This window comes from Mucilaginibacter sp. R-33, from assembly GCF_049949235.1.
Classification (GTDB): Bacteria; Bacteroidota; Bacteroidia; order Sphingobacteriales; family Sphingobacteriaceae; genus Mucilaginibacter.
The window spans coordinates 1,803,586-1,822,363 of record NZ_CP188089.1; the positions used below are offsets into that span (position 1 = coordinate 1,803,586).

Sequence of the window (18,778 nt, forward strand, 5' to 3'; positions counted from 1 at the left end):
AAACAATTGTTTATACTTTTTTTGGAGGCAGATCAAATGCGATAGCGTTATGCTCGAAATGGCCTTTGTGCGAACCATCACAAAATGGTTTGTTTGCTGATAAGCCGCAACGGCAAATAGAAACCACAGTACGGCCCTGTAAGCCGTAAGCGTTACCCTGCATATCAACAATTTCAAAATCGCCTTCTATTTTAACCGAACCGTTATTATTAATGGTAAGTTTAGTTTTCTCCATGTGTTAAATTTTGGCCAAAGTTAAAACTTGACAAGCCGTCAAAATTGTTTATTTGTTATTTAGAAGTGTTCCTGATTGGACGAAGCAGGGGGAGCGGATTAATTAGTTGAATGACTGGTTAAACGCTACAAGCACCTGCAAAAACACATCCCTGTCGAGTGCAAAGGAGGAAGGCTGTTCGGGTTTTAACGGTCTGCCATTTTTTATTTTAAGCGGAAATAACGCTATGAAATCACGGATACTGATTTCATACCTTAGCATAGGATCGCGGCGATGGATTTCTTCCAGCCTCATCTCAAAAAGGGAAACGCTTAGCGGGTCTGCAATCATTACTCAAAACTAAGATTTGTTTACTGCTCTGCAATGAAACACTGGCCATAAATGACAAACTTATGATGCGCAAAAACCCCACCGGGCGATCCATTCAACATAAATTTGCGATACAGGCTGCGGCCATTACATCACAAAAACATTAAACTATGGAATACAGACAATTAGGCGCATCCGGTTTAAGGGTGCCGGTATTAAGTTTTGGCACAGCCACATTTGGCGGCGGCAATGAGTTTTTTAAGGCATGGGGCAATACCCAGGTTGACGAGGCAAAGAAGCTAATAAATATTTGCCTTGATGCAGGTGTTAATTTATTTGATACCGCAAACGTTTATTCGCACGGCATCTCTGAAGAAATATTAGGTAAGGCTCTGGAAGGTATCCGTAATGAAGTACTGATCTCAACCAAGGCTACTTTCACGATGGGAAAAGGGGTTAACGACTTCGGCTCATCACGCTATCACCTGATCAAATCGGCTGAGGACAGTCTTAAGCGTTTAAATACCGACAGGATTGATATTTATCATATGCACGGCTTTGATGCCAACACCCCGGTTGAAGAAACATTAAGGGCACTTGATGATTTGGTGACCAGCGGTAAAGTGCGCTACATTGCCTGCTCAAACTTTTCGGGCTGGCATTTAATGAAATCACTGTCGGTGTCTGAAAAATATGGATGGAGCCGTTATGTAGCCCATCAGGCATATTATTCGTTGCTTAACCGCGAGTTTGAATGGGAGCTGATGCCATTAGGTATCGATCAAAAAGTAAGCACTATTGTTTGGAGCCCGCTATCATCCGGCCAGCTTAGCGGAAAATTCAGGAGGGGAGAGCCGATCCCCGAAAACTCAAGGACCGTGCAGGGTGGCGCACATGGTCCGGCCACAAATTTTGAGCATTTATATGCCATCGTTGATGTGCTTGACGAAGTTGCTGAAGAAACCGGTAAATCTGTGGCACAGGTAGCATTGAACTGGTTACTGCAAAGGCCTACTATTGCCAACCTGGTAATTGGCGCACGTAACGAAGAGCAGCTTAAGCAAAACCTCGGCGCCATAGGATGGAATTTGACGGTTGAGCAGGTTAAAAAATTGGATGCCGCCAGCGAGGTAGACCCAATATATCCATACTGGCACCAGCGCCAGAACTTAAAGCTGGTACCGCTGCCAATACAATATTAAAAATCATTAACAGGAAAGCTTACGTAGTTTTACGTAAGCTTTCCTGTTAAATCCCGTAACAGTACGCTGTTATAGTTGTAATGATTGCTTTAGCTTTGCTTTTGAAGGTAATAAAATATCCATTATTACGATATCTAAACCTTATCACTATTAACCTTTCCTTTATGATTAAAAAACAATACCTTAAAGAAATAGCTATATCAGCTACCCAACAAAAAGGCAGTGCCTCAAACAATCAAAAAGAAGTAAGTAAAATCCAAAGCTGGCTTAACCTGTATGCGGTTACCAACCCTTCGGCAGGTACAGCAACAGGCATTGACGGGAGCTTTGGCCCGGGTACCGAAACAGCGGTTAAGAATTTCCAGAAGGCAAAAAACCTGCCGCAAACCGGCATTGTTGACAGTAGTGTTTTCGGTGAGTTATGCCAACCCATGATAAAAGCATTTAAAAGCCCAGTTGCAGGTACCGGCTTAAGGGAATTGGTTGTGAATACGGCTATACAGCATTTAAGCAACGCACCATTTGAACTTACTGTTAAGGGGCAAAGTAATTGCGGTCCCTGGGTGCGGGCCTATATGGATAATAATGAAGGAACGGAGTGGTTTTGGTGCATGGGTTTTGTACAAACCATTATTGACCAGGCTGCAAGCCAGTTAGGAAAAGATTTTCGTACACTTATGCCGCTAACCTACAGTTGCGATACTGTTGGTACTACCGGCATTAATAAAGGTTTGTTAAGCCGTGTTGCAACAGTAAGATCTAATCCTGCTGTAGTAAAGCCCGGCGATATTTTCCTGGTTCAGAAAACGCCTAACGACTGGGTACATACAGGCATTGTTATTGGCGTACATGGCGACTTATTTGATACTATTGAAGGAAATACCAATACCGATGGAAGCAGCAACGGCAACGGCGTATACAAACGTGTACGTAATTTTCAATCTTCAAAGCTCGATGTTTTTTCGATACAACCTCTTGTTTAGAGCATGTCCTGCAAATTAATACTCCCGGAGCCCCTTGATGGGGCTTTTCGCTTTAAAAGCTAAAAGCTTAAGGCTGAAAGCCTAAAGCCAATAGTTTGATAGTCGAAATTATTTAAGGTTGACTACTTCGCTTTCAGCCTTAGGCTTTCTGCTTAAATAACATTTATGATCTTCGCTTTCAGGTCAATTAAGTAACAGTTAAATTACAATTGCTCCATAAAAAAATGGCCGGATAGCTTTAGCCCTTTCCAAAACTTAGCTAATTTGCGGCGCAGTCCGCCGGGGCGCGCTTATCAACCCAATTAACCTGTTTTGAATATGATCAATCGTAGAAAGTTTATTCAATCCACTGCTGTAACTGGTACAAGTTTCCTGCTTGCGCCGCAACTATCAAAAGCTACCGGATTTTTTAAAGGATCGCCCAACGAAAAAGTAGTATTGGGAATGATGGGCACTAACAGCCGGGGACTATACCTTGCTCAAAGCTTTGCCAAGTTACCCAATGTAGAGATAGGTTATATCTGCGATGTTGACTCAAACGTAGTTGCAAAAACGATTGATGCCATCTACAAGCAAACAGGCAAAAAGCCGCAGGGATTAACAGATATCCGCAAAATGCTGGAGATAAAGGATCTTGATGCAGTAGTGGTTGCCCCGCCCGATCACTGGCACGCACCCGCAACCATTATGGCCTGCCAGGCCGGCAAACATGTGTATGTAGAAAAGCCTTGCAGTCATAATCCGCACGAGGGAGAGATGGCCGTTGAAGCAGCAAATAAATATAAACGACTGGTGCAAATGGGCAGCCAGCGCCGCTCATTCTCCAATGTGCAGGCCATGGTGAAGGAATTGCATGATGGGGTGATCGGTCGTACTTACTATGCAAAGGGCTGGTATACCAATCATCGCGCAAGTATTGGTAAAGGCAAACAGGTATCTGTACCTGCCAATTTAAATTATGATTTGTGGCAGGGGCCGGCGCCACGAAAGCCGTACCAGGATAACCTGATCCATTATAACTGGCACTGGTTTTGGAACTGGGGCACAGGCGAGGCCCTGAATAATGGTACGCATGAACTGGACGTGATTCGTTGGGGGCTTGGAGTTGATTACCCGAGCAAAGTGGTATCAACAGGCGGCCGCTTCCATTTTAATGACGACTGGCAAACGCCGGATACGCAAAACATTCTTTACAATTTCCCCAATAACACGGCAGCAGAATGGGAATGCCGCAGTTGCAATGGCTTCGATATCGAAAAGTTAAGCAGGGGGGTAGTGTTTTATGGAGATAAAGGAACTCTTTTTTATGATAGCGGCAATAGCTACCGGGTTTACGACGGTGATAACAAACTGGTAAAAGAGGTTAAAGATTATACCAAGGTTGATGGCACCAACAAGGTAAGCCCAACGGAGGCGCTGGATGGCTTCCACATGAAAAACTTTGTCGATTCAGTAAGAGGGACAGATAAACTGAACTGCCCGATTGAGATCGGTTTCAAATCAACCCTGTTGCCGCAATTAGGCAATATCTCATATCGCGTTGATCGTGTATTGCATATCGATCCAAATAATGGTCATATTTTAAATGACCCCGAAGCTCAAAAGCTTTGGCGCAGGGAGTATGAAAAGGGTTGGGAAGTGAAAGTGTAATTTCTTAATTACGTCGTTGCTTCGTGTTCGCAATGACGATTTATTTTAATCAAACAAGACAATATCAAATATGAAAAAAATAATCTACCCTGCAATTATGCTTTTGGCGTCAACGGCATTCAGTCCGGTAAACGCGCAAACCAAACTGTTTGATGGTAAAACCCTTAAAGGCTGGAAAAAGCTTGCCGGCAACGCCGATTATAAAGTAGAAGACGGGGCCATAGTAGGCACTACTGTGCTCAACTCTGGCAATTCATTTTTAGTTACCGAAAGGGAATACGGTAATTTTATATTAGAGCTGGATGCAAAAATTGAAAGTGAGTTAAGTAATTCGGGCGTGCAAACCCGCAGCCATTTTGACCCTGAGGGTAATAAAGGCAAAGGGAAGGTTTATGGCAGGCAATTTGAAATAGACCCGTCCTCACGCAAATGGACTGGTGGTATTTATGACGAAGGCCGGCGCGATTGGCTTTATCCGCTGGATCTCAACCCAAAAGCCAAAGATGCATTTAAAGTAGGCGAATACAATCACATTAAAATTGAATGTATCGGCAACGAGATGAAAACATGGGTAAACGGCGTCCCTGCAAGCGATGTTGTTGATACTATCGACAGCAAAGGTTTTATCGCTTTACAGGTGCATGCGGTAAGTGAGGAAAAACAGGCAGGCAAAAAGGTATACTTTAAAAATATTAATCTAAAGCCCAACAATTTAAAAGCCACCCCTTTTCCAAAGGATGTGTATGTTGTTAACCTTACACCAAACAGCATAACAACGGCCGAAAAAGCAAATGGCTGGAAATTATTATATGATGGCAAAACCAATACCGGCTGGCGCGGTGCAACCCTCAAAGGTTTTCCTGAAAAAGGCTGGGAATATGCTAACGGCACTATGCACGTGCTGCCATCTGCAGGACAAGAAGAATCAGGCGGCGGCGATATCGTAACTGATGATAATTATAGCGCTTTTGACCTGTCGTTTGAGTTTAAGCTTACTCCCGGTGCCAACAGTGGCGTTAAGTATTTTGTAACACTGTCTGAAGTTACCAAAGGATCGGCTATTGGCCTGGAGTATCAGGTACTTGATGATAAACTGCATCCCGATGCCAAACTTGGCCGTGATGGCGACCGTACATTAGCCTCGTTGTATGACCTTATTAAAGCAAATAAACAAGAACGTTTTGTACACCCGATAGGTGCCTGGAATACTGGTCGTGTGGTAGTATATCCAAACAACCATGTTGAGCACTACCTGAACGGTGTTAAAGTGCTGGAATACGACCGTGGTTCAAAAGCTTTTCGCGACCTGGTAGCCATCAGCAAGTACAAAATCTGGAAAAACTTCGGCGAAGCTCCCGAGGGCCATTTATTGCTACAGGATCATGGCAATGAGGTGTTTTTTAGAAGTATTAAGGTTAAGAACTTAAAATAAAAATAGCTTCAAATTGCGGAATCCGGACTTGCGAAGTTTTAAAACTTCGCAAGTCCGGATTCATCGTTACTTTTAAACTATCGTTCCCCCTTTAGGAGGTTAGGGTGCTACAACGAACTCCTCAACCTCACCGTAAACGGCACTGCAAAATGCTCGTGGCAGTTATTCAACGCAAACTCGGCGGTTTTGCTGCCCATTAGTTTAAAATCGGTTGAGATGGTGGTGATACCGTCAAGGATGATCTCTTTAAGCGCTGTTTCGTTGTAGGATATCACGCCAACGTCCTTAGCCACTTTTAAATCGGAAGCGATGATTTTTTTAATGAGCTCAACCAGGTCATCCTCAGTAAGACTGATATATACCGTATTTTTTTGGATTGTTTCTGTCGATAGCGTTTCAACGATATCATACTCAAAAGCATACTGCCTGCAAAAATTCAGGAAACCCTTCATGATCTCTTTAGAATGATAGGTTTTACCGGGGAAAATCAGCTTGAGCGTATGATATTTACTCAGGTTATCCAACATGTTCTTCAGCGCTTCATAAACATCTGTAGCAAAATTCTCATATATCGCTGCAAATTTACCGTTTACACCAGGTACAAGGTTATCCAGTAAAATTAGCTTGTCTTTAGGGATGGTGTTGATGATTTCATGAGCCTTGGTTTCATTATCTAAAAAATGTGGGATAATGATGTATTTGGCATAGTCGCTCTGGATACTTTCGGCAATGATCTTTTTAAAAAAGTAAAAATCGTTGTTATAGATATAAAAATCGATAGCAGCCTGCTCGCCGATAGTAGCTACAAAGGCATCATAGATGATCTTCTTATGCGCGCTGAGTTTGTTGAACAGTAGGAAGATCTTAAGCGGCTTCTGAAAATCGGTATTGGAAATAAAAAAGCCTTTTCCCGGAACTGAGCTTACTATGCCTTTCTCCTTCAGTTCCTTATAAACGCGCTCAATGGTATTACGTGAAGTATCCAGTGCATAGCTGAGATCATTGATAGAAGGGAGCATATCATCCTTTACAATCTGCCCGCTTTCAATGGCCCTGATAATAGCATTGGAGAGTTGCAGGTACTTAGGCGTAATGGAATATTCGTCGATTGACAGGATCTTTAAATAATTCTTCACAACACAAATGTAATATTTGAAAATAAAACTCTGTCGACAACAGGATAGACAAGGATGGTTATATCAAACTATCGATCAATACAGAATCAACGAAATCAGCGTAATCAAAAAAATCAACGGTCTTTCTTCTTAAACGCGTAATACAAATACCCCAGCGCCGGCAGTATAAACAAACTACCCACCAATAAACCGATCCCCAGGTCATCAATACTATTGCTGTTGGCGTGTTCGGTAAGTAAAGACATGGAGCTGCCGTCCTTAAAAATAACAAATCTCGGGAATCGCGAAAACCCAACCGATATCAATATCATACATACCTGGAAGGCTGCAAGTACCCTGATCCACTGCCTGTTCCTGCGGTGTGATATGATCAGATAAAGTACTCCCAATGAAATGGTTGCAGCTATTACTGCAACTAAACTTACAGGATTACCAAAGATCCAGTTAGCGAGGTGAACATGTTCAAAATGAGATGCGAGGAATACCAATGCACCGCATATTACGGCAGCAATGTTCATAATCTTCGCCTTGCGGATGTAGCGTTTAATTTCGTCAATATCTTCCGTTTCACCAACTATATAAATAGCTGCAAGGAAGCCACATAGTGCCACGGTAAAAAAGCCAACAGACACCGAAAACCAGTTGAACCAGCTAAATATGTAGGCATGTACAAAATCGGTGGCCTTAGGATCAATCTGCCCGGATAGGGCGCTGCCTGCAATGATGCCCAGGAACAACGGCGTAACAAAACTTGAATAAACGAATATATGTGTATAAAATGCCTGTGTTTTTTCGTCCTTAATAGCATCATAGTTACGGAACGAAAATGCGGTACCCCGGGCTATAACGCCAAGCAACATCACCAGCAGCGGAATATGCAGGTAGATGCACATTTCGCTATAGATAACAGGAAAGCCCACAAACAACACTACCACGGTAATAATAAGCCACATGTGATTGGCCTCCCAAATAGGGCCGATAGCCTGGTACATGATCTTGCGCGTGCGGTGTTTATTGTCAGTTGATGTAAAAAGTTCGATAATGCCGGCGCCGAAATCAGCTCCGCCCAATAAAAAGTAGAGGGTGATAGCCGCAAAAAGAAATAGGATTACAATATATAGCATCATGACTGTGCGGTTTTACGGTCATACAATTCAGGCACCATCTGGATTTGCCTTTTTAATAAAAATATAACAGCTACACTCAGCGTAAAATAAATAAAGCTGAACAGGTAAAATGAATATTGGATACCCGGCATTGGCGTAACTGCCTCGCTGGTACGCATAACACCTTGTATGATCCAGGGCTGCCGGCCAATCTCGGTCACCGTCCAGCCGGCCTCGAGGGCTATAAAGCCCAGTGGAGTTGCCCAGATAAAGGTTTTCAGGAACCATGGTTTGGAGAGCAGGTCCTTCTTTTTCCAGAGCTCGTAAAAGTAAATAATCCCGATCAGCATCATCAACACACCTATCCCAACCATAATCTGGAAAGCATAGTGCGTAACAGCTATCGGCGGCTGATTTTTAATCGGGATTTTATCCAATCCATTCACCTGCGTTTTAAAATTGTCATGTACTAAAAAGCTTAATAAACCGGGAATTTCTAAGCCGTAGTTCACTTTTTTTGCAGCTGTATCAGGGATGCCGCCAATAACCAGCGGTGCGTATTCCTGGGTGTGAAAATACGCCTCCATCGCAGCCAGTTTTGCGGGCTGGCGCTTAGCTGCATTTTTGGCTGATAAATCGCCGCTGAAAGGTTGTAATATAGCAGCGGCCGCGCCGAAGATAATGGCAATTTTAAACGCCTTAGTATGGAAAGCGATATTCTTTTTACGGTAGATCATGAGCGCATGGATCCCGGCCACTGCAAAACCTGTTGCTGAAAAGGCAGCTATGATCATATGCAACGACTCGGAAAACCAGGCTTTGTTAAACATGGCTTTTACCGGGTCGATATTAATATATTGCTCGTTTACAAAATCGAAGCCCGAAGGGCTGTTCATCCAGGAATTGGCTGATACCACCAGGATACCTGATGCAACGCCGCTTACTCCGACAATAACGCCAGCCGTCCAATGTACCCAGTTATTTAATTTGTTCCAGCCATAAAGGAACAAGCCAAGCGCTATCGCTTCAATAAAGAAGGCGACACCTTCCAACGAAAACGGCATCCCGAAGATCGGTCCGGCGTGTTTCATGAAGCCGGGCCAAAGCAACCCGAGCTCAAAAGAGAGCATGGTGCCGGATACCGCGCCGGTAGCAAAAAATATAGCTACGCCTTTACTCCAGGCTACAGTGATGTTTTTATAAACCGGATCCTGGGTTTTGATCCATTTATAATGCGATATGGCCATGAAAACCGGCATTACCATACCGATACAGGAGTATATGATATGAAAACCTAAGGATAAGGCCATTTGAGATCTGGCAGCTAAAAAATCATCCATACATGTTATACTTAAATAATGGTTGAAATTAAAGCTTAATGTAACAAATCTGTAACTAAATCTTTATCGATATTGAATTTAAAATATGTTTTTTATCGGACGAGTGTTGTATTAATGAGGATAATTTAGTAAAAAAGCCAGAATACAAAACAAGCGTGATTGCGAGGAACGAAACAATCCTAAACTATATAGGACAGCCCTGTTAACAGGGGAGTTCTTTGTTCCTCACAATTACGTAGTAGAAGGATTTTAACCCTTCCGCGCCGTCGATCCCCTGATGATCAACTCAGGTTTTATGCTGATGATCTTGGGCTTAACTGAAACCTCAATGCTGGCAATCTCCTGGAAAAAAAGGTTGCCAATGGTTTTGCCCATATAAACACTAAATTGATCTATAGTAGTTATCGATGGACTGGTAATCTCCGTAAAAGCTTCATTGGAGTAGCCGCAAATACCCAATTCTGAAGGTACCTTGATATTCATGATATTAGCTACCTCCAAGACACCTAAAGCCGAAAAGTCAGATGTAGAGGCAAATATAGCATCCGGCGGGTGGGGGAGGTTAAGCAGTTTACGGGTAGCTTCGGCACCAAGCTCCTTTGTCCACGCATTTTCAACCACCAGTTCATCTATAACTTTCACCTTATGCGTTTCTAATGCCCTTAGGTACCCGTTTTTTCGCTGGCGAAAAATGTTGAGATTTTGGGGGCCTTCAAGCAAAGCGATACGTTTATAGCCGTTTTCTATCAGGTGCGATACCGCTTCAAATGAAGCTTGTTCGTTATCGTTGATCACTTTGAGCGTTTCCAGCTCTTCGGCAACACGGTCAAACTGGATCAGCTGAATGCCATGGTCAAGCACATTTTGCAGGTGCTGGTAATCATAGCTATCGGCCGATACCGAGATCACAATACAATCCACATGCTGGTTAATGAGCGTATTAACGCACTGGATCTCTTTATCATGCACTTCGCCCGACTGGCAGATGATGAGGTTATATCCTTTTTGATAGGTTGTTTCCTCAATGCCGGCTATCACGTTACTGAAAAAGTTCTGGTTTATCCGCGGTACCACTACGCCAATAGTTTTTGAATGCCCTTTGCGCAGGTTGGAGGCGAGGGTGTTGCGTTTATAATTGAGCTCATCGGCGGTTTTGATGATCAGCTCCCTGGTTTTTTCGTTCACCTGGCTGCTGTTATTCAGCGCTCTTGATACGGAAGACGCGGTTATGCCGAGCTTAGCGGCAATGTCATAAATGGTGGTGCGTTTAACTTTCTTCATTATAGCGTGCAAGTTGGAAAAAATATTTTACGCAATCGATTGCAATTTTTATTTATTTCTTTATTTTCGTTGCGTTAAGTTACCAATTAATAAATACAACCAAAAAATCATACAAAAATCTGAATAGGCTATGCTGTTATTAGGGATCGATATAGGTACTTCGTCGGTAAAAGTAAGTGTTGTTGACGCCGCAACGCAAAATACAATCGCTTCGGCACAATACCCTGACCAGGAGTCGCCAATTAAAGCCTTGCATCCCGGCTGGGCCGAACAATCTCCGTCTATGTGGTGGGAGCAGGCACAAAAAGCATTGGAGCGCTGTCATGCTAAAGGCAATTATAATTCAAAAGATATAGCAGCAATAGGTATAGCGTACCAAATGCACGGCCTGGTATTGGTTGATAAAGATCAAAATGTTTTACGCGATAGTATTATATGGTGCGACAGTCGCGCCGTTGAAATTGGCGATAAAGCCTTTGGTATAATAGGAGAAGAACATTGCCTGTCGCACCTGCTCAATTCGCCGGGTAACTTTACGGCCTCAAAACTGGCTTGGGTAAAGGAAAATGAACCGGAGATCTACAGTAAAATTGATAAGATCATGCTGCCTGGTGATTATATCGCCATGGAACTTACCGGCGAGATCACCACATCTGTATCGGCATTGTCTGAAGGTGTGTTCTTCGATTTCAAAACCAATGGCATCTCCAAAGAGATCATCAATTACTTTGGTTTTGATACCAGCCTGTTCCCGGTTATTAATCCTGTATTTTCATCGCACGGAAGTTTGCAGGCATCAGTCGCCGAAAAACTGAATTTAAAGGCAGGCATTCCGGTTACCTATAAATCAGGAGATCAGCCCAATAATGCTTTATCGTTAAATGTACTAAATCCCGGCGAAGTAGCTGCTACTGCTGGCACATCGGGCGTTATATATGGAGTAAACGATCAATTGGTTTATGATCAACAATCGCGCATTAACACCTTCGCACACGTTAATTATGCCACCGAACAGAAAAGGCTTGGTGTACTGCTTTGCATTAACGGAACCGGCAGTTTGTATCGCTGGGTAAAAAACACCTTCGGTACAGGCTATACCTATAACCAAATGAACGCAGAAGCTGAAAAAGCACCTTTGGGCAGCGAAGGCTTACAGGTACTGCCTTTTGGCAATGGTGCCGAGCGTATGTTAAATAATAAGCAGGTTGGTGCGCATTTTCAAAATATCGACCTTAACCTGCACACCCCCGCACATACTTTCAGGGCTGTGCAAGAGGGGATAGCCTCGTCGTTTCGTTATGGCTTTGACATTATGCGCGGCAATGGTATGAACCCTACTGTGATCCGCGCGGGCAAAAGCAACCTTTTCCTGAGCGATCTGTTTACCCAAACTTTTGTAAATGCCACGGGCGTTCCTGTTGAGCTCTATAATAACGACGGCAGTGTAGGCGCGGCCTTAGGCGCGGGTATAGGCGCAGGTATCTTCAAATCACCGGCCGAGGCATTCAGCAATATCAAAGCCATTAAACTGGTTGAACCAACAACCGACCAGTTTGAGCCCGTTTACCAGGAATGGAAAGCGCTTTTAGAGGCGAAACTGAGGTGAAAGGAAAAAGGTTAAAGGCGAAAGGTGTTGTCCTTGTATCCAAATAAATAATTAAACAATTGCCCAATAAAAAAATCACTAATTCAATAACTCACTAATTCAATAATTAAAATGATAGTAACAGGCGAAAAAGAATTTTTCAAAGAAATAGGCCAGATAAAGTTTGAAGGCCTTGAATCAGACAATCCACTGGCGTTTCGCTGGTATGACGCGGACAGGGTAGTGGCAGGCAAAACCATGAAAGATCATTTACGTTTTGCAGGTGCCTACTGGCATTCGTTCTGCGGTAACGGTGCTGATCCGTTTGGCGGCGCTACGCACGTTTTTCCATGGGATGAAAAAGCTGACGCAGTTGAGCGCGCTAAAGACAAAATGGATGCAGCGTTTGAGTTCCTTACCAAAATGAACCTGCCTTACTACTGTTTCCACGATGTTGATGTGGTTGACTATGGCAATGATGTTGCCGAAAATGATCGCCGTTTACAGGCTTTGGTTGATTATGCCAAACAAAAGCAAGCTGCCAGCGGTGTAAAACTGCTTTGGGGTACTGCAAACCTGTTCAGCCACAAACGTTATATGAATGGTGCGTCAACCAACCCTGATTTTCATGTGTTAGCACATGCCGGTGCGCAGGTAAAAGCGGCACTTGACGCGACGATTGCATTAGGCGGCGAAAATTATGTTTTCTGGGGTGGCCGTGAAGGTTATATGAGCCTGCTGAATACCAATATGAAACGCGAACAGGAGCATTTGGCTAAGTTTTTACATACTGCTAAAGATTATGCCCGCAAGCAAGGTTTTAAAGGCACGTTCTTTATTGAGCCAAAACCATGCGAGCCAACCAAACACCAGTATGATTATGATGCGGCCACCGTATTAGGTTTTTTACAGAAATACGACCTGATCAACGATTTTAAACTGAACCTTGAAGTTAACCACGCCACTTTAGCAGGTCATACTTTCCAGCACGAACTACAGGTTGCTGCCGATTCGGGTTTATTAGGTTCGATAGATGCCAACCGCGGTGACACGCAAAATGGCTGGGATACCGACCAGTTCCCTAACGATATTAATGAAGTAACCGAGTGCATGCTGATTATTCTTGAGGCAGGCGGTTTCCAGGGTGGTGGTATTAATTTTGATGCCAAGATCCGCCGTAACTCAACCGATCCGGCTGATTTGTTCTATGCTCACATTGGTGGTATGGACCTCTTCGCAAGGGCTTTGGTTACTGCTGACAACATTTTACAAAAATCAGAGTATAAAAAATTACGTACCGACAGGTATGCCTCATTTGATGCCGGCATCGGGAAAGATTTTGAAGAGGGTAAGGTTTCTTTGGAAGATTTGCGTAACTATGCGATAGCTAACGGCGAACCTAAAGTGACAAGTGGTAAACAAGAATACATCGAAAATTTGATAAATCGATATATATAGTTTATAATTGTCAATCATACATATTAAACCCAAAGACAAACCAAAACAATGAACCTCAAAACCCTTTCAAATGGCGATTATGCTGTTTTCTTTATCTACTTTATAATTGTTGCCAGTTACGGCTGGTGGGTGTATAAGCGTAAACACAACGCCGATGCCACCTCAAAAGACTATTTTTTGGCCGAAGGGTCGTTAACCTGGTGGGCTATCGGAGCATCGCTCATCGCCTCAAATATCTCTGCCGAACAATTTATAGGTACAAGTGGGTCTGCGTTTAAAATGGGCTTAGCCATATCTACTTACGAGTGGATGGCTGCAATTACCCTTATCATTGTGGCGGTTTTCTTTATCCCGGTATATCTTAAAAATAAGATTTTTACCATGCCGCAGTTCCTGCACCAGCGGTATAACGGAACGGTGGCCATGATCATGGCTATCTTTTGGCTGTTGCTGTACATTGTGGTTAACTTAATGTCGATCCTTTACCTTGGTGCATTAGCTGTCAGCGGTATTTCAGGTCTTGATATTCACCTGTGTATCTGGCTGCTGGCCATATTCTCGGCGGTTATTACACTGGGCGGTATGAAGGTTATCGGCTATACCGACGTTATCCAGGTGGCGGTATTGATATTGGGTGGTTTAATGGCATCTTACCTTGCACTTACTTTGTTAAGCGAAAAAGAAAATACAACAGGCTTACTCAATGGTTTCAAGATCCTGCATAGCGAAGCTACGGATCACTTCCATATGATCTTTAAAAAGGATAATCCAAATTATATGGATCTTCCTGGTTTATCTGTTCTGATAGGCGGCATGTGGATCACTAACCTTAACTATTGGGGCTGTAACCAGTATATTACCCAAAGGGCTTTGGGCGCAAACCTTAAAACTGCCCGCGGCGGGATCCTGTTTGCAGCTTTCCTTAAGTTGCTGATGCCTGTTATTGTGGTGTTGCCGGGTATTGCTGCTTACCTGTTATACCAAAAAGGGATGTTCCACCAGGAAATGGCGAGTTCATCTGGAGTTTTGGATCCTAACAAAGCCTATCCATCACTGTTAAACTTATTGCCAAGCGGCTTAAAAGGCCTTTCATTCGCTGCGTTAACGGCTGCTATCGTAGCGTCATTAGCAGGTAAAGCAAACAGTATTGCTACCATCTTTACGTTAGATATTTACAAAAAAGCAATCAACCCTGAAGCTACCGATAAAAAACTGGTTAACCTGGGTAAAATCTCGGTGCTTGTTGCTTTGTTATTAGGTATCCTGTTATCAGAGCTTATCGGTAAAGCATTAATGGGCGAAGGTAAGCAAGGCTTCCAATACATCCAGGAATATACAGGCTTCGTATCTCCGGGTATCTTTGCCATGTTCATCCTTGGTTTCTTCTGGAAAAAAGCTACTTCAAACGCTGCTTTATTTGCAACTATCGGTGGTTTCATATTCTCATGCTTCTTTAAACTTTGCCCAAGGTTTATTGATCTGAGTTTCCTGTCGCCGTATGGCTTCTCAAAATTAGCCTTGCAGGATGATAAGGTAACCAAACTATATGAAATCCCTTTCCTTGACCGTATGGGTTTTGTATTTATTCTCTGCGTTATCGGTATGTACATTATTTCAAAAATTGACCAGGCCAGGGGTATTACTACAAACGGCCTTGAGATTGATGGCTCAATGTTTAAAACTTCGAGAGGATTTTTAGCAGGTGCCTTAATTGTAACCGGTATCGTAGTAGCATTGTACTCAATTTTCTGGTAGCAGAAATTTTACCAATAGACAAGAAAAGGCGATGAGTTAACACTCGTCGCCTTTTTTGTGTAATTACTGATAACTTTTACCTGCTAACGAAAACGTTTGCGTGGATTGTTTAGGCTTATTACTTCCAACTTGCCCGTATGATGTGTAATTTGCCGCTTACAAGTATAAACTACCATACCGTTAACTCTGGTATATATCTGTTAATAACCAATGAAGAATTTTTTAGATCAGGATTTTTTACTTCAAACCAAAACGGCGCAGCGCTTATATCATGAGTTCGCCAGCCATCAGCCTATTATTGATTATCATTGCCACCTGCCGCCAGATCAGATTGCTGATGATATCAATTTTAAAAACATAACCCAGATCTGGCTTTATGGCGATCATTACAAATGGCGCGCTATGCGGGCAAATGGTGTTAATGAAGCCTATATCACCGGTAATAAAACCGACGAGGAAAAGTTTATGCAATGGGCCGCTACGGTTCCGTACACTCTGAGAAACCCGCTATACCATTGGACACACCTTGAATTGCAGCGTTATTTTGGCATAAATGAATTGCTTTCACCAGCATCGGCACAAAAAATATATGCCCAGTGCAACGAAAAACTGCAATCGCCGGAGTTCAGCATCCGTAATATTTTAAAAAGTAAAAATGTAGAAGTTGTTGGCACCACTGATGATCCGTTGGATAACCTTAGCCATCATCAGAAACTGAAACAGGACGGGTACAGTGTGAAAGTATTGCCAGCCTACCGCCCCGATAAAGCTATGAACGCCGATGACATTGCCGGGCTCAACAAATACATTGACCGACTGGAATCAGTGGCAAATGTATCCATATCTAACATTGATGAATATCTTTCGGCCTTAAAAGCAAGACACGATTACTTCGCCGAAAACGGCTGCAAATTATCAGATCACGGACTGGAGCAAATTTATTCCGAAGATTATACTGACGCAGAGATAGCTACCATCTTTACCAAAATAAGGAACAGCGAAGTGTTATTGCCTTTGGAAATCCTGAAATTTAAATCGGCCATGTTGTATTACTTTGCCATTTGGGATCATGAAAAAGGCTGGGTACAACAATTCCACCTTGGTGCATTGCGTAATAACAATGCGCGTGCTTTAACCAATTTAGGGCCTGATACCGGCTGGGATTCTATAGGCGATTTTGCACAAGGCAGGGCATTATCCAAATTCCTGAACAGGTTGGATACCACTAACCAGTTAGCCAAAACCATTATTTATAACCTTAACCCTGCCGATAACGAGTTGTTTGCTACTATGGTGGGCAATTATAATGACGGTTCGGTAGCCGGCAAAATGCAGTTTGGATCGGCCTGGTGGTTTTTGGATCAAAAGGATGGCATGATCAAGCAATTAAACGCTTTATCAAACATGGGCCTGTTGAGCCGTTTGGTTGGGATGCTTACCGATTCAAGGAGCTTTATGTCGTTCCCGAGGCATGAGTATTTCCGCAGGTTGCTTTGTAACTTGTTGGGTGATGACATTGAAAACGGCGAATTACCAAACGATATTGAATGGACAGGAAAGATCGTGAGCGATATTTGCTATTTTAACGCCAAAAACTATTTCAATTTTTAAATGAGCAATATAGAAAATACAAAGGGAAGCATCCTGTCATTTGGCGAATTGTTGTTACGCATGTGCCCCGATGGTGAAGGGCAATGGTTAAAAAGCAACAAGCTGCCATTTTTTATGGGTGGTGCCGAGCTTAACGTAGCCAATGCTTTAGCCCTTTGGGAGCAGCCAATAAAATATTTTACTGCTTTGCCTGATAATGCCTTATCCGAACAGATTATCGGTTACCTGGAAAGCAAAAACATCGACACATCAGCAATACATCATAGTGGTAACAGGATAGGTCTTTATTACCTCACCCGTGGTAAAGATGTAAAGAACAATGCCATTGTATATGACCGTGCCGGTTCGGCATTTGCCGATCTGAAACCGGGCATGGTTAACTGGGATGCTGTTCTGGAAGGGGTGAGTTGGTTTCATTTCAGTGCGATATGCCCGGCCTTAAGCCAGCAGGCTGCCGATGTTTGCGAAGAAGTTTTACAGGCAGCAAGCAAAAAACATATCACCATATCTGTCGATCTTAATTATCGCCCCAAATTATGGCAGTACGGTAAAAAGCCAACGGAGATTATGCCAAAGCTGGTGCAATATGCTGATATCATTATGGGCAATGTTTGGGCAGAGGAAACCATGCTGGGCATTCCCGTTACACCGGATATCCATGAATCGGGTCAGCAGAGCATTTACCTTAAAGAGGGGCTCTACTCGTCCGAAAGGATTATGGATGCTTATCCGCGCTGCCGGGCTGTTGCCAATACCTTCCGCTTTGATGCAGGCAAAGGCGTTGAATATTACACTTCGCTTTATACGGGCAACCGCTTTTATCATTCGCCTACCTACACTACCGAAACTGTTGTTGATAAGGTAGGCAGCGGGGATTGCTTTATGGCTGGGCTTATTTACGGCTTTTTTAACAAGCAGGATCCGCAGCAATTGCTGGACTTTGCAACGGCAGCCGCATTCGAAAAGCTGTTTATTGAAGGCGATGCGACCACCAAAACAGTTGATGAAATTTATAACACAATGAAATAATGAGTAAAAAAGATATAGTACTTGATGCCATATTAAAACAGGGAACATTGCCGCTGTTCTTTTACAAAGACCCGGAAGTGAGCCTGCAGATTACCCGCACGCTTTATAAAGCTGGCATTAGGGTATTTGAATATACCAACCGCGGCGCCGCCGCCCTCGAAAACTTCAAGGTTTTAAAACAAGCCCTTGCAAACGGCGAAATGCCGGGCCTGGAATTAGGTATCGGCACCATCAAAAGCCTTCAGGAAGCTGAAGCTTTTATTGCTGCTGGAGCTGATTTTATCGTTTCGCCAATTGTTAACCCCGAGGTTGGCAAACTGGCGGCGCAGCATAACCTGTTATGGATTCCTGGTTGTATGACACCAACCGAAATCTATACAGCTCAACAAAATGAGGCTGCGTTGATAAAAATATTCCCGGCCAACATACTGGGACCGGAGTTTGTATCCTCAATCAGAGATTTGTTTGCCGGTCAGTTGTTCATACCAACAGGTGGGGTTGATTTGAACCATGACAGCATCAGTACCTGGTTTAAAGCGGGGGTATGCGCCGTGGGCATGGGCAGCAAGCTCATCAGCAAAAGCGTATTGGAAAACCGGGAGTACGACAAATTGTATAACGATACCCTGAAGCTGCTGGAAATAGTACAAACCATTAAATAGCCTG

The 18,778-nt window shown here is 43.3% G+C and carries 16 protein-coding genes; 10 read left to right on the forward strand and 6 right to left on the reverse strand.

Annotation, left to right across the window (positions count from 1 at the left end; all coding sequences use genetic code 11):
- Positions 1-10: 10 nt before the first annotated feature.
- Positions 11-235 carry a CDGSH iron-sulfur domain-containing protein gene (locus ACP26M_RS07600; RefSeq protein ID WP_090525766.1) on the reverse strand — a complete coding sequence of 75 codons (225 nt, stop codon included), beginning with the start codon at positions 233-235 and terminating at the stop codon, positions 11-13.
- A gap of 102 nt (positions 236-337) precedes the next feature.
- Entirely contained in the window at positions 338-565 is a 228-nt protein-coding gene (locus ACP26M_RS07605; protein WP_139159937.1) for a hypothetical protein, read from the reverse strand.
- A gap of 149 nt (positions 566-714) precedes the next feature.
- On the opposite strand from ACP26M_RS07605, the gene ACP26M_RS07610 reads away from it, so the two are divergent.
- From ACP26M_RS07610 to ACP26M_RS07625, 4 genes are all read left to right on the forward strand, one after another.
- Complete coding sequence (locus ACP26M_RS07610) at positions 715-1,746, forward strand: aldo/keto reductase (protein ID WP_354482920.1); 1,032 nt, start codon at positions 715-717, stop codon at positions 1,744-1,746.
- A gap of 164 nt (positions 1,747-1,910) precedes the next feature.
- Positions 1,911-2,729, forward strand: a complete 819-nt coding sequence (locus ACP26M_RS07615) for a peptidoglycan-binding domain-containing protein (RefSeq protein WP_176624758.1) — start codon at positions 1,911-1,913, stop codon at positions 2,727-2,729.
- A 318-nt stretch (positions 2,730-3,047) separates the two neighbouring features.
- Positions 3,048-4,379 (forward strand): Gfo/Idh/MocA family protein, encoded by a 1,332-nt coding sequence (locus ACP26M_RS07620; RefSeq protein WP_426587629.1) that lies wholly within the window; start codon positions 3,048-3,050, stop codon positions 4,377-4,379.
- A gap of 70 nt (positions 4,380-4,449) precedes the next feature.
- Positions 4,450-5,811, forward strand: a complete 1,362-nt coding sequence (locus ACP26M_RS07625; RefSeq protein WP_426587631.1) for a 3-keto-disaccharide hydrolase — start codon at positions 4,450-4,452, stop codon at positions 5,809-5,811.
- 107 nt (positions 5,812-5,918) lie between these two features.
- On the opposite strand, the gene ACP26M_RS07630 is transcribed toward ACP26M_RS07625, so the two are convergent.
- The 4 genes from ACP26M_RS07630 to ACP26M_RS07645 all read right to left on the reverse strand — a co-directional run bounded on the left by ACP26M_RS07630 (position 5,919) and on the right by ACP26M_RS07645 (position 10,674).
- Positions 5,919-6,947: a GntR family transcriptional regulator gene (locus ACP26M_RS07630; protein WP_426587633.1), complete on the reverse strand. Its 1,029-nt coding sequence runs from the start codon at positions 6,945-6,947 to the stop codon at positions 5,919-5,921.
- Positions 6,948-7,060: 113 nt separating this feature from the next.
- Complete coding sequence (locus ACP26M_RS07635) at positions 7,061-8,074, reverse strand: cytochrome d ubiquinol oxidase subunit II (RefSeq protein WP_426587635.1); 1,014 nt, start codon at positions 8,072-8,074, stop codon at positions 7,061-7,063.
- Positions 8,071-9,393, reverse strand: coding sequence for a cytochrome ubiquinol oxidase subunit I (locus ACP26M_RS07640; protein ID WP_426587637.1), 1,323 nt, complete (start codon positions 9,391-9,393; stop codon positions 8,071-8,073). Before ACP26M_RS07640 ends, ACP26M_RS07635 begins: the two co-directional genes overlap by 4 nt.
- 249 nt (positions 9,394-9,642) lie before the next feature.
- Complete coding sequence (locus ACP26M_RS07645) at positions 9,643-10,674, reverse strand: LacI family DNA-binding transcriptional regulator (protein WP_426587639.1); 1,032 nt, start codon at positions 10,672-10,674, stop codon at positions 9,643-9,645.
- Positions 10,675-10,804: 130 nt separating this feature from the next.
- Between ACP26M_RS07645 and ACP26M_RS07650 the strand changes: the two genes are divergently transcribed.
- From ACP26M_RS07650 to ACP26M_RS07675, 6 genes are all read left to right on the forward strand, one after another.
- Entirely contained in the window at positions 10,805-12,280 is a 1,476-nt protein-coding gene (locus tag ACP26M_RS07650) for a xylulokinase (RefSeq protein ID WP_426587641.1), read from the forward strand.
- Between the two features lie 111 nt (positions 12,281-12,391).
- Positions 12,392-13,717, forward strand: a complete 1,326-nt coding sequence (gene xylA / locus ACP26M_RS07655; RefSeq protein ID WP_426587643.1) for a xylose isomerase — start codon at positions 12,392-12,394, stop codon at positions 13,715-13,717.
- 48 nt (positions 13,718-13,765) lie between these two features.
- Positions 13,766-15,472 carry a sodium/sugar symporter gene (locus ACP26M_RS07660; RefSeq protein WP_426587645.1) on the forward strand — a complete coding sequence of 569 codons (1,707 nt, stop codon included), beginning with the start codon at positions 13,766-13,768 and terminating at the stop codon, positions 15,470-15,472.
- Positions 15,473-15,682: 210 nt separating this feature from the next.
- The gene (gene uxaC / locus ACP26M_RS07665; RefSeq protein WP_426587647.1) at positions 15,683-17,083 is read left to right on the forward strand and encodes a glucuronate isomerase; all 1,401 of its coding nucleotides are present in this window, start codon (positions 15,683-15,685) and stop codon (positions 17,081-17,083) included.
- A complete protein-coding gene (locus ACP26M_RS07670; RefSeq protein WP_426587649.1) occupies positions 17,084-18,112 on the forward strand; it encodes a PfkB family carbohydrate kinase in 1,029 nt (342 codons plus the stop codon).
- On the forward strand, positions 18,112-18,774 hold the full coding sequence (locus tag ACP26M_RS07675) for a bifunctional 4-hydroxy-2-oxoglutarate aldolase/2-dehydro-3-deoxy-phosphogluconate aldolase (protein WP_188831946.1): 663 nt from the start codon (positions 18,112-18,114) through the stop codon (positions 18,772-18,774). Before ACP26M_RS07670 ends, ACP26M_RS07675 begins: the two co-directional genes overlap by 1 nt.
- The last annotated feature ends 4 nt before the right edge of the window (positions 18,775-18,778 follow it).

Bases quoted from the DNA above. Each gene is read 5' to 3' on its own strand.
- ACP26M_RS07605 (WP_139159937.1), bottom strand. From the start codon at position 565: ATGATTGCAGACCCGCTAAGCGTTTCCCTTTTTGAGATGAGGCTGGAA.
- ACP26M_RS07635 (WP_426587635.1), bottom strand. From the start codon at position 8,074: ATGATGCTATATATTGTAATCCTATTTCTTTTTGCGGCTATCACCCTC.
- ACP26M_RS07625 (WP_426587631.1), top strand. From the start codon at position 4,450: ATGAAAAAAATAATCTACCCTGCAATTATGCTTTTGGCGTCAACGGCA.
- ACP26M_RS07600 (WP_090525766.1), bottom strand. From the start codon at position 235: ATGGAGAAAACTAAACTTACCATTAATAATAACGGTTCGGTTAAAATA.
- ACP26M_RS07650 (WP_426587641.1), top strand. From the start codon at position 10,805: ATGCTGTTATTAGGGATCGATATAGGTACTTCGTCGGTAAAAGTAAGT.
- ACP26M_RS07660 (WP_426587645.1), top strand. From the start codon at position 13,766: ATGAACCTCAAAACCCTTTCAAATGGCGATTATGCTGTTTTCTTTATC.
- ACP26M_RS07610 (WP_354482920.1), top strand. From the start codon at position 715: ATGGAATACAGACAATTAGGCGCATCCGGTTTAAGGGTGCCGGTATTA.
- ACP26M_RS07615 (WP_176624758.1), top strand. From the start codon at position 1,911: ATGATTAAAAAACAATACCTTAAAGAAATAGCTATATCAGCTACCCAA.
- ACP26M_RS07645 (WP_426587639.1), bottom strand. From the start codon at position 10,674: ATGAAGAAAGTTAAACGCACCACCATTTATGACATTGCCGCTAAGCTC.
- ACP26M_RS07670 (WP_426587649.1), top strand. From the start codon at position 17,084: ATGAGCAATATAGAAAATACAAAGGGAAGCATCCTGTCATTTGGCGAA.
- ACP26M_RS07640 (WP_426587637.1), bottom strand. From the start codon at position 9,393: ATGGATGATTTTTTAGCTGCCAGATCTCAAATGGCCTTATCCTTAGGT.
- ACP26M_RS07620 (WP_426587629.1), top strand. From the start codon at position 3,048: ATGATCAATCGTAGAAAGTTTATTCAATCCACTGCTGTAACTGGTACA.
- uxaC (WP_426587647.1), top strand. From the start codon at position 15,683: ATGAAGAATTTTTTAGATCAGGATTTTTTACTTCAAACCAAAACGGCG.
- xylA (WP_426587643.1), top strand. From the start codon at position 12,392: ATGATAGTAACAGGCGAAAAAGAATTTTTCAAAGAAATAGGCCAGATA.
- ACP26M_RS07675 (WP_188831946.1), top strand. From the start codon at position 18,112: ATGAGTAAAAAAGATATAGTACTTGATGCCATATTAAAACAGGGAACA.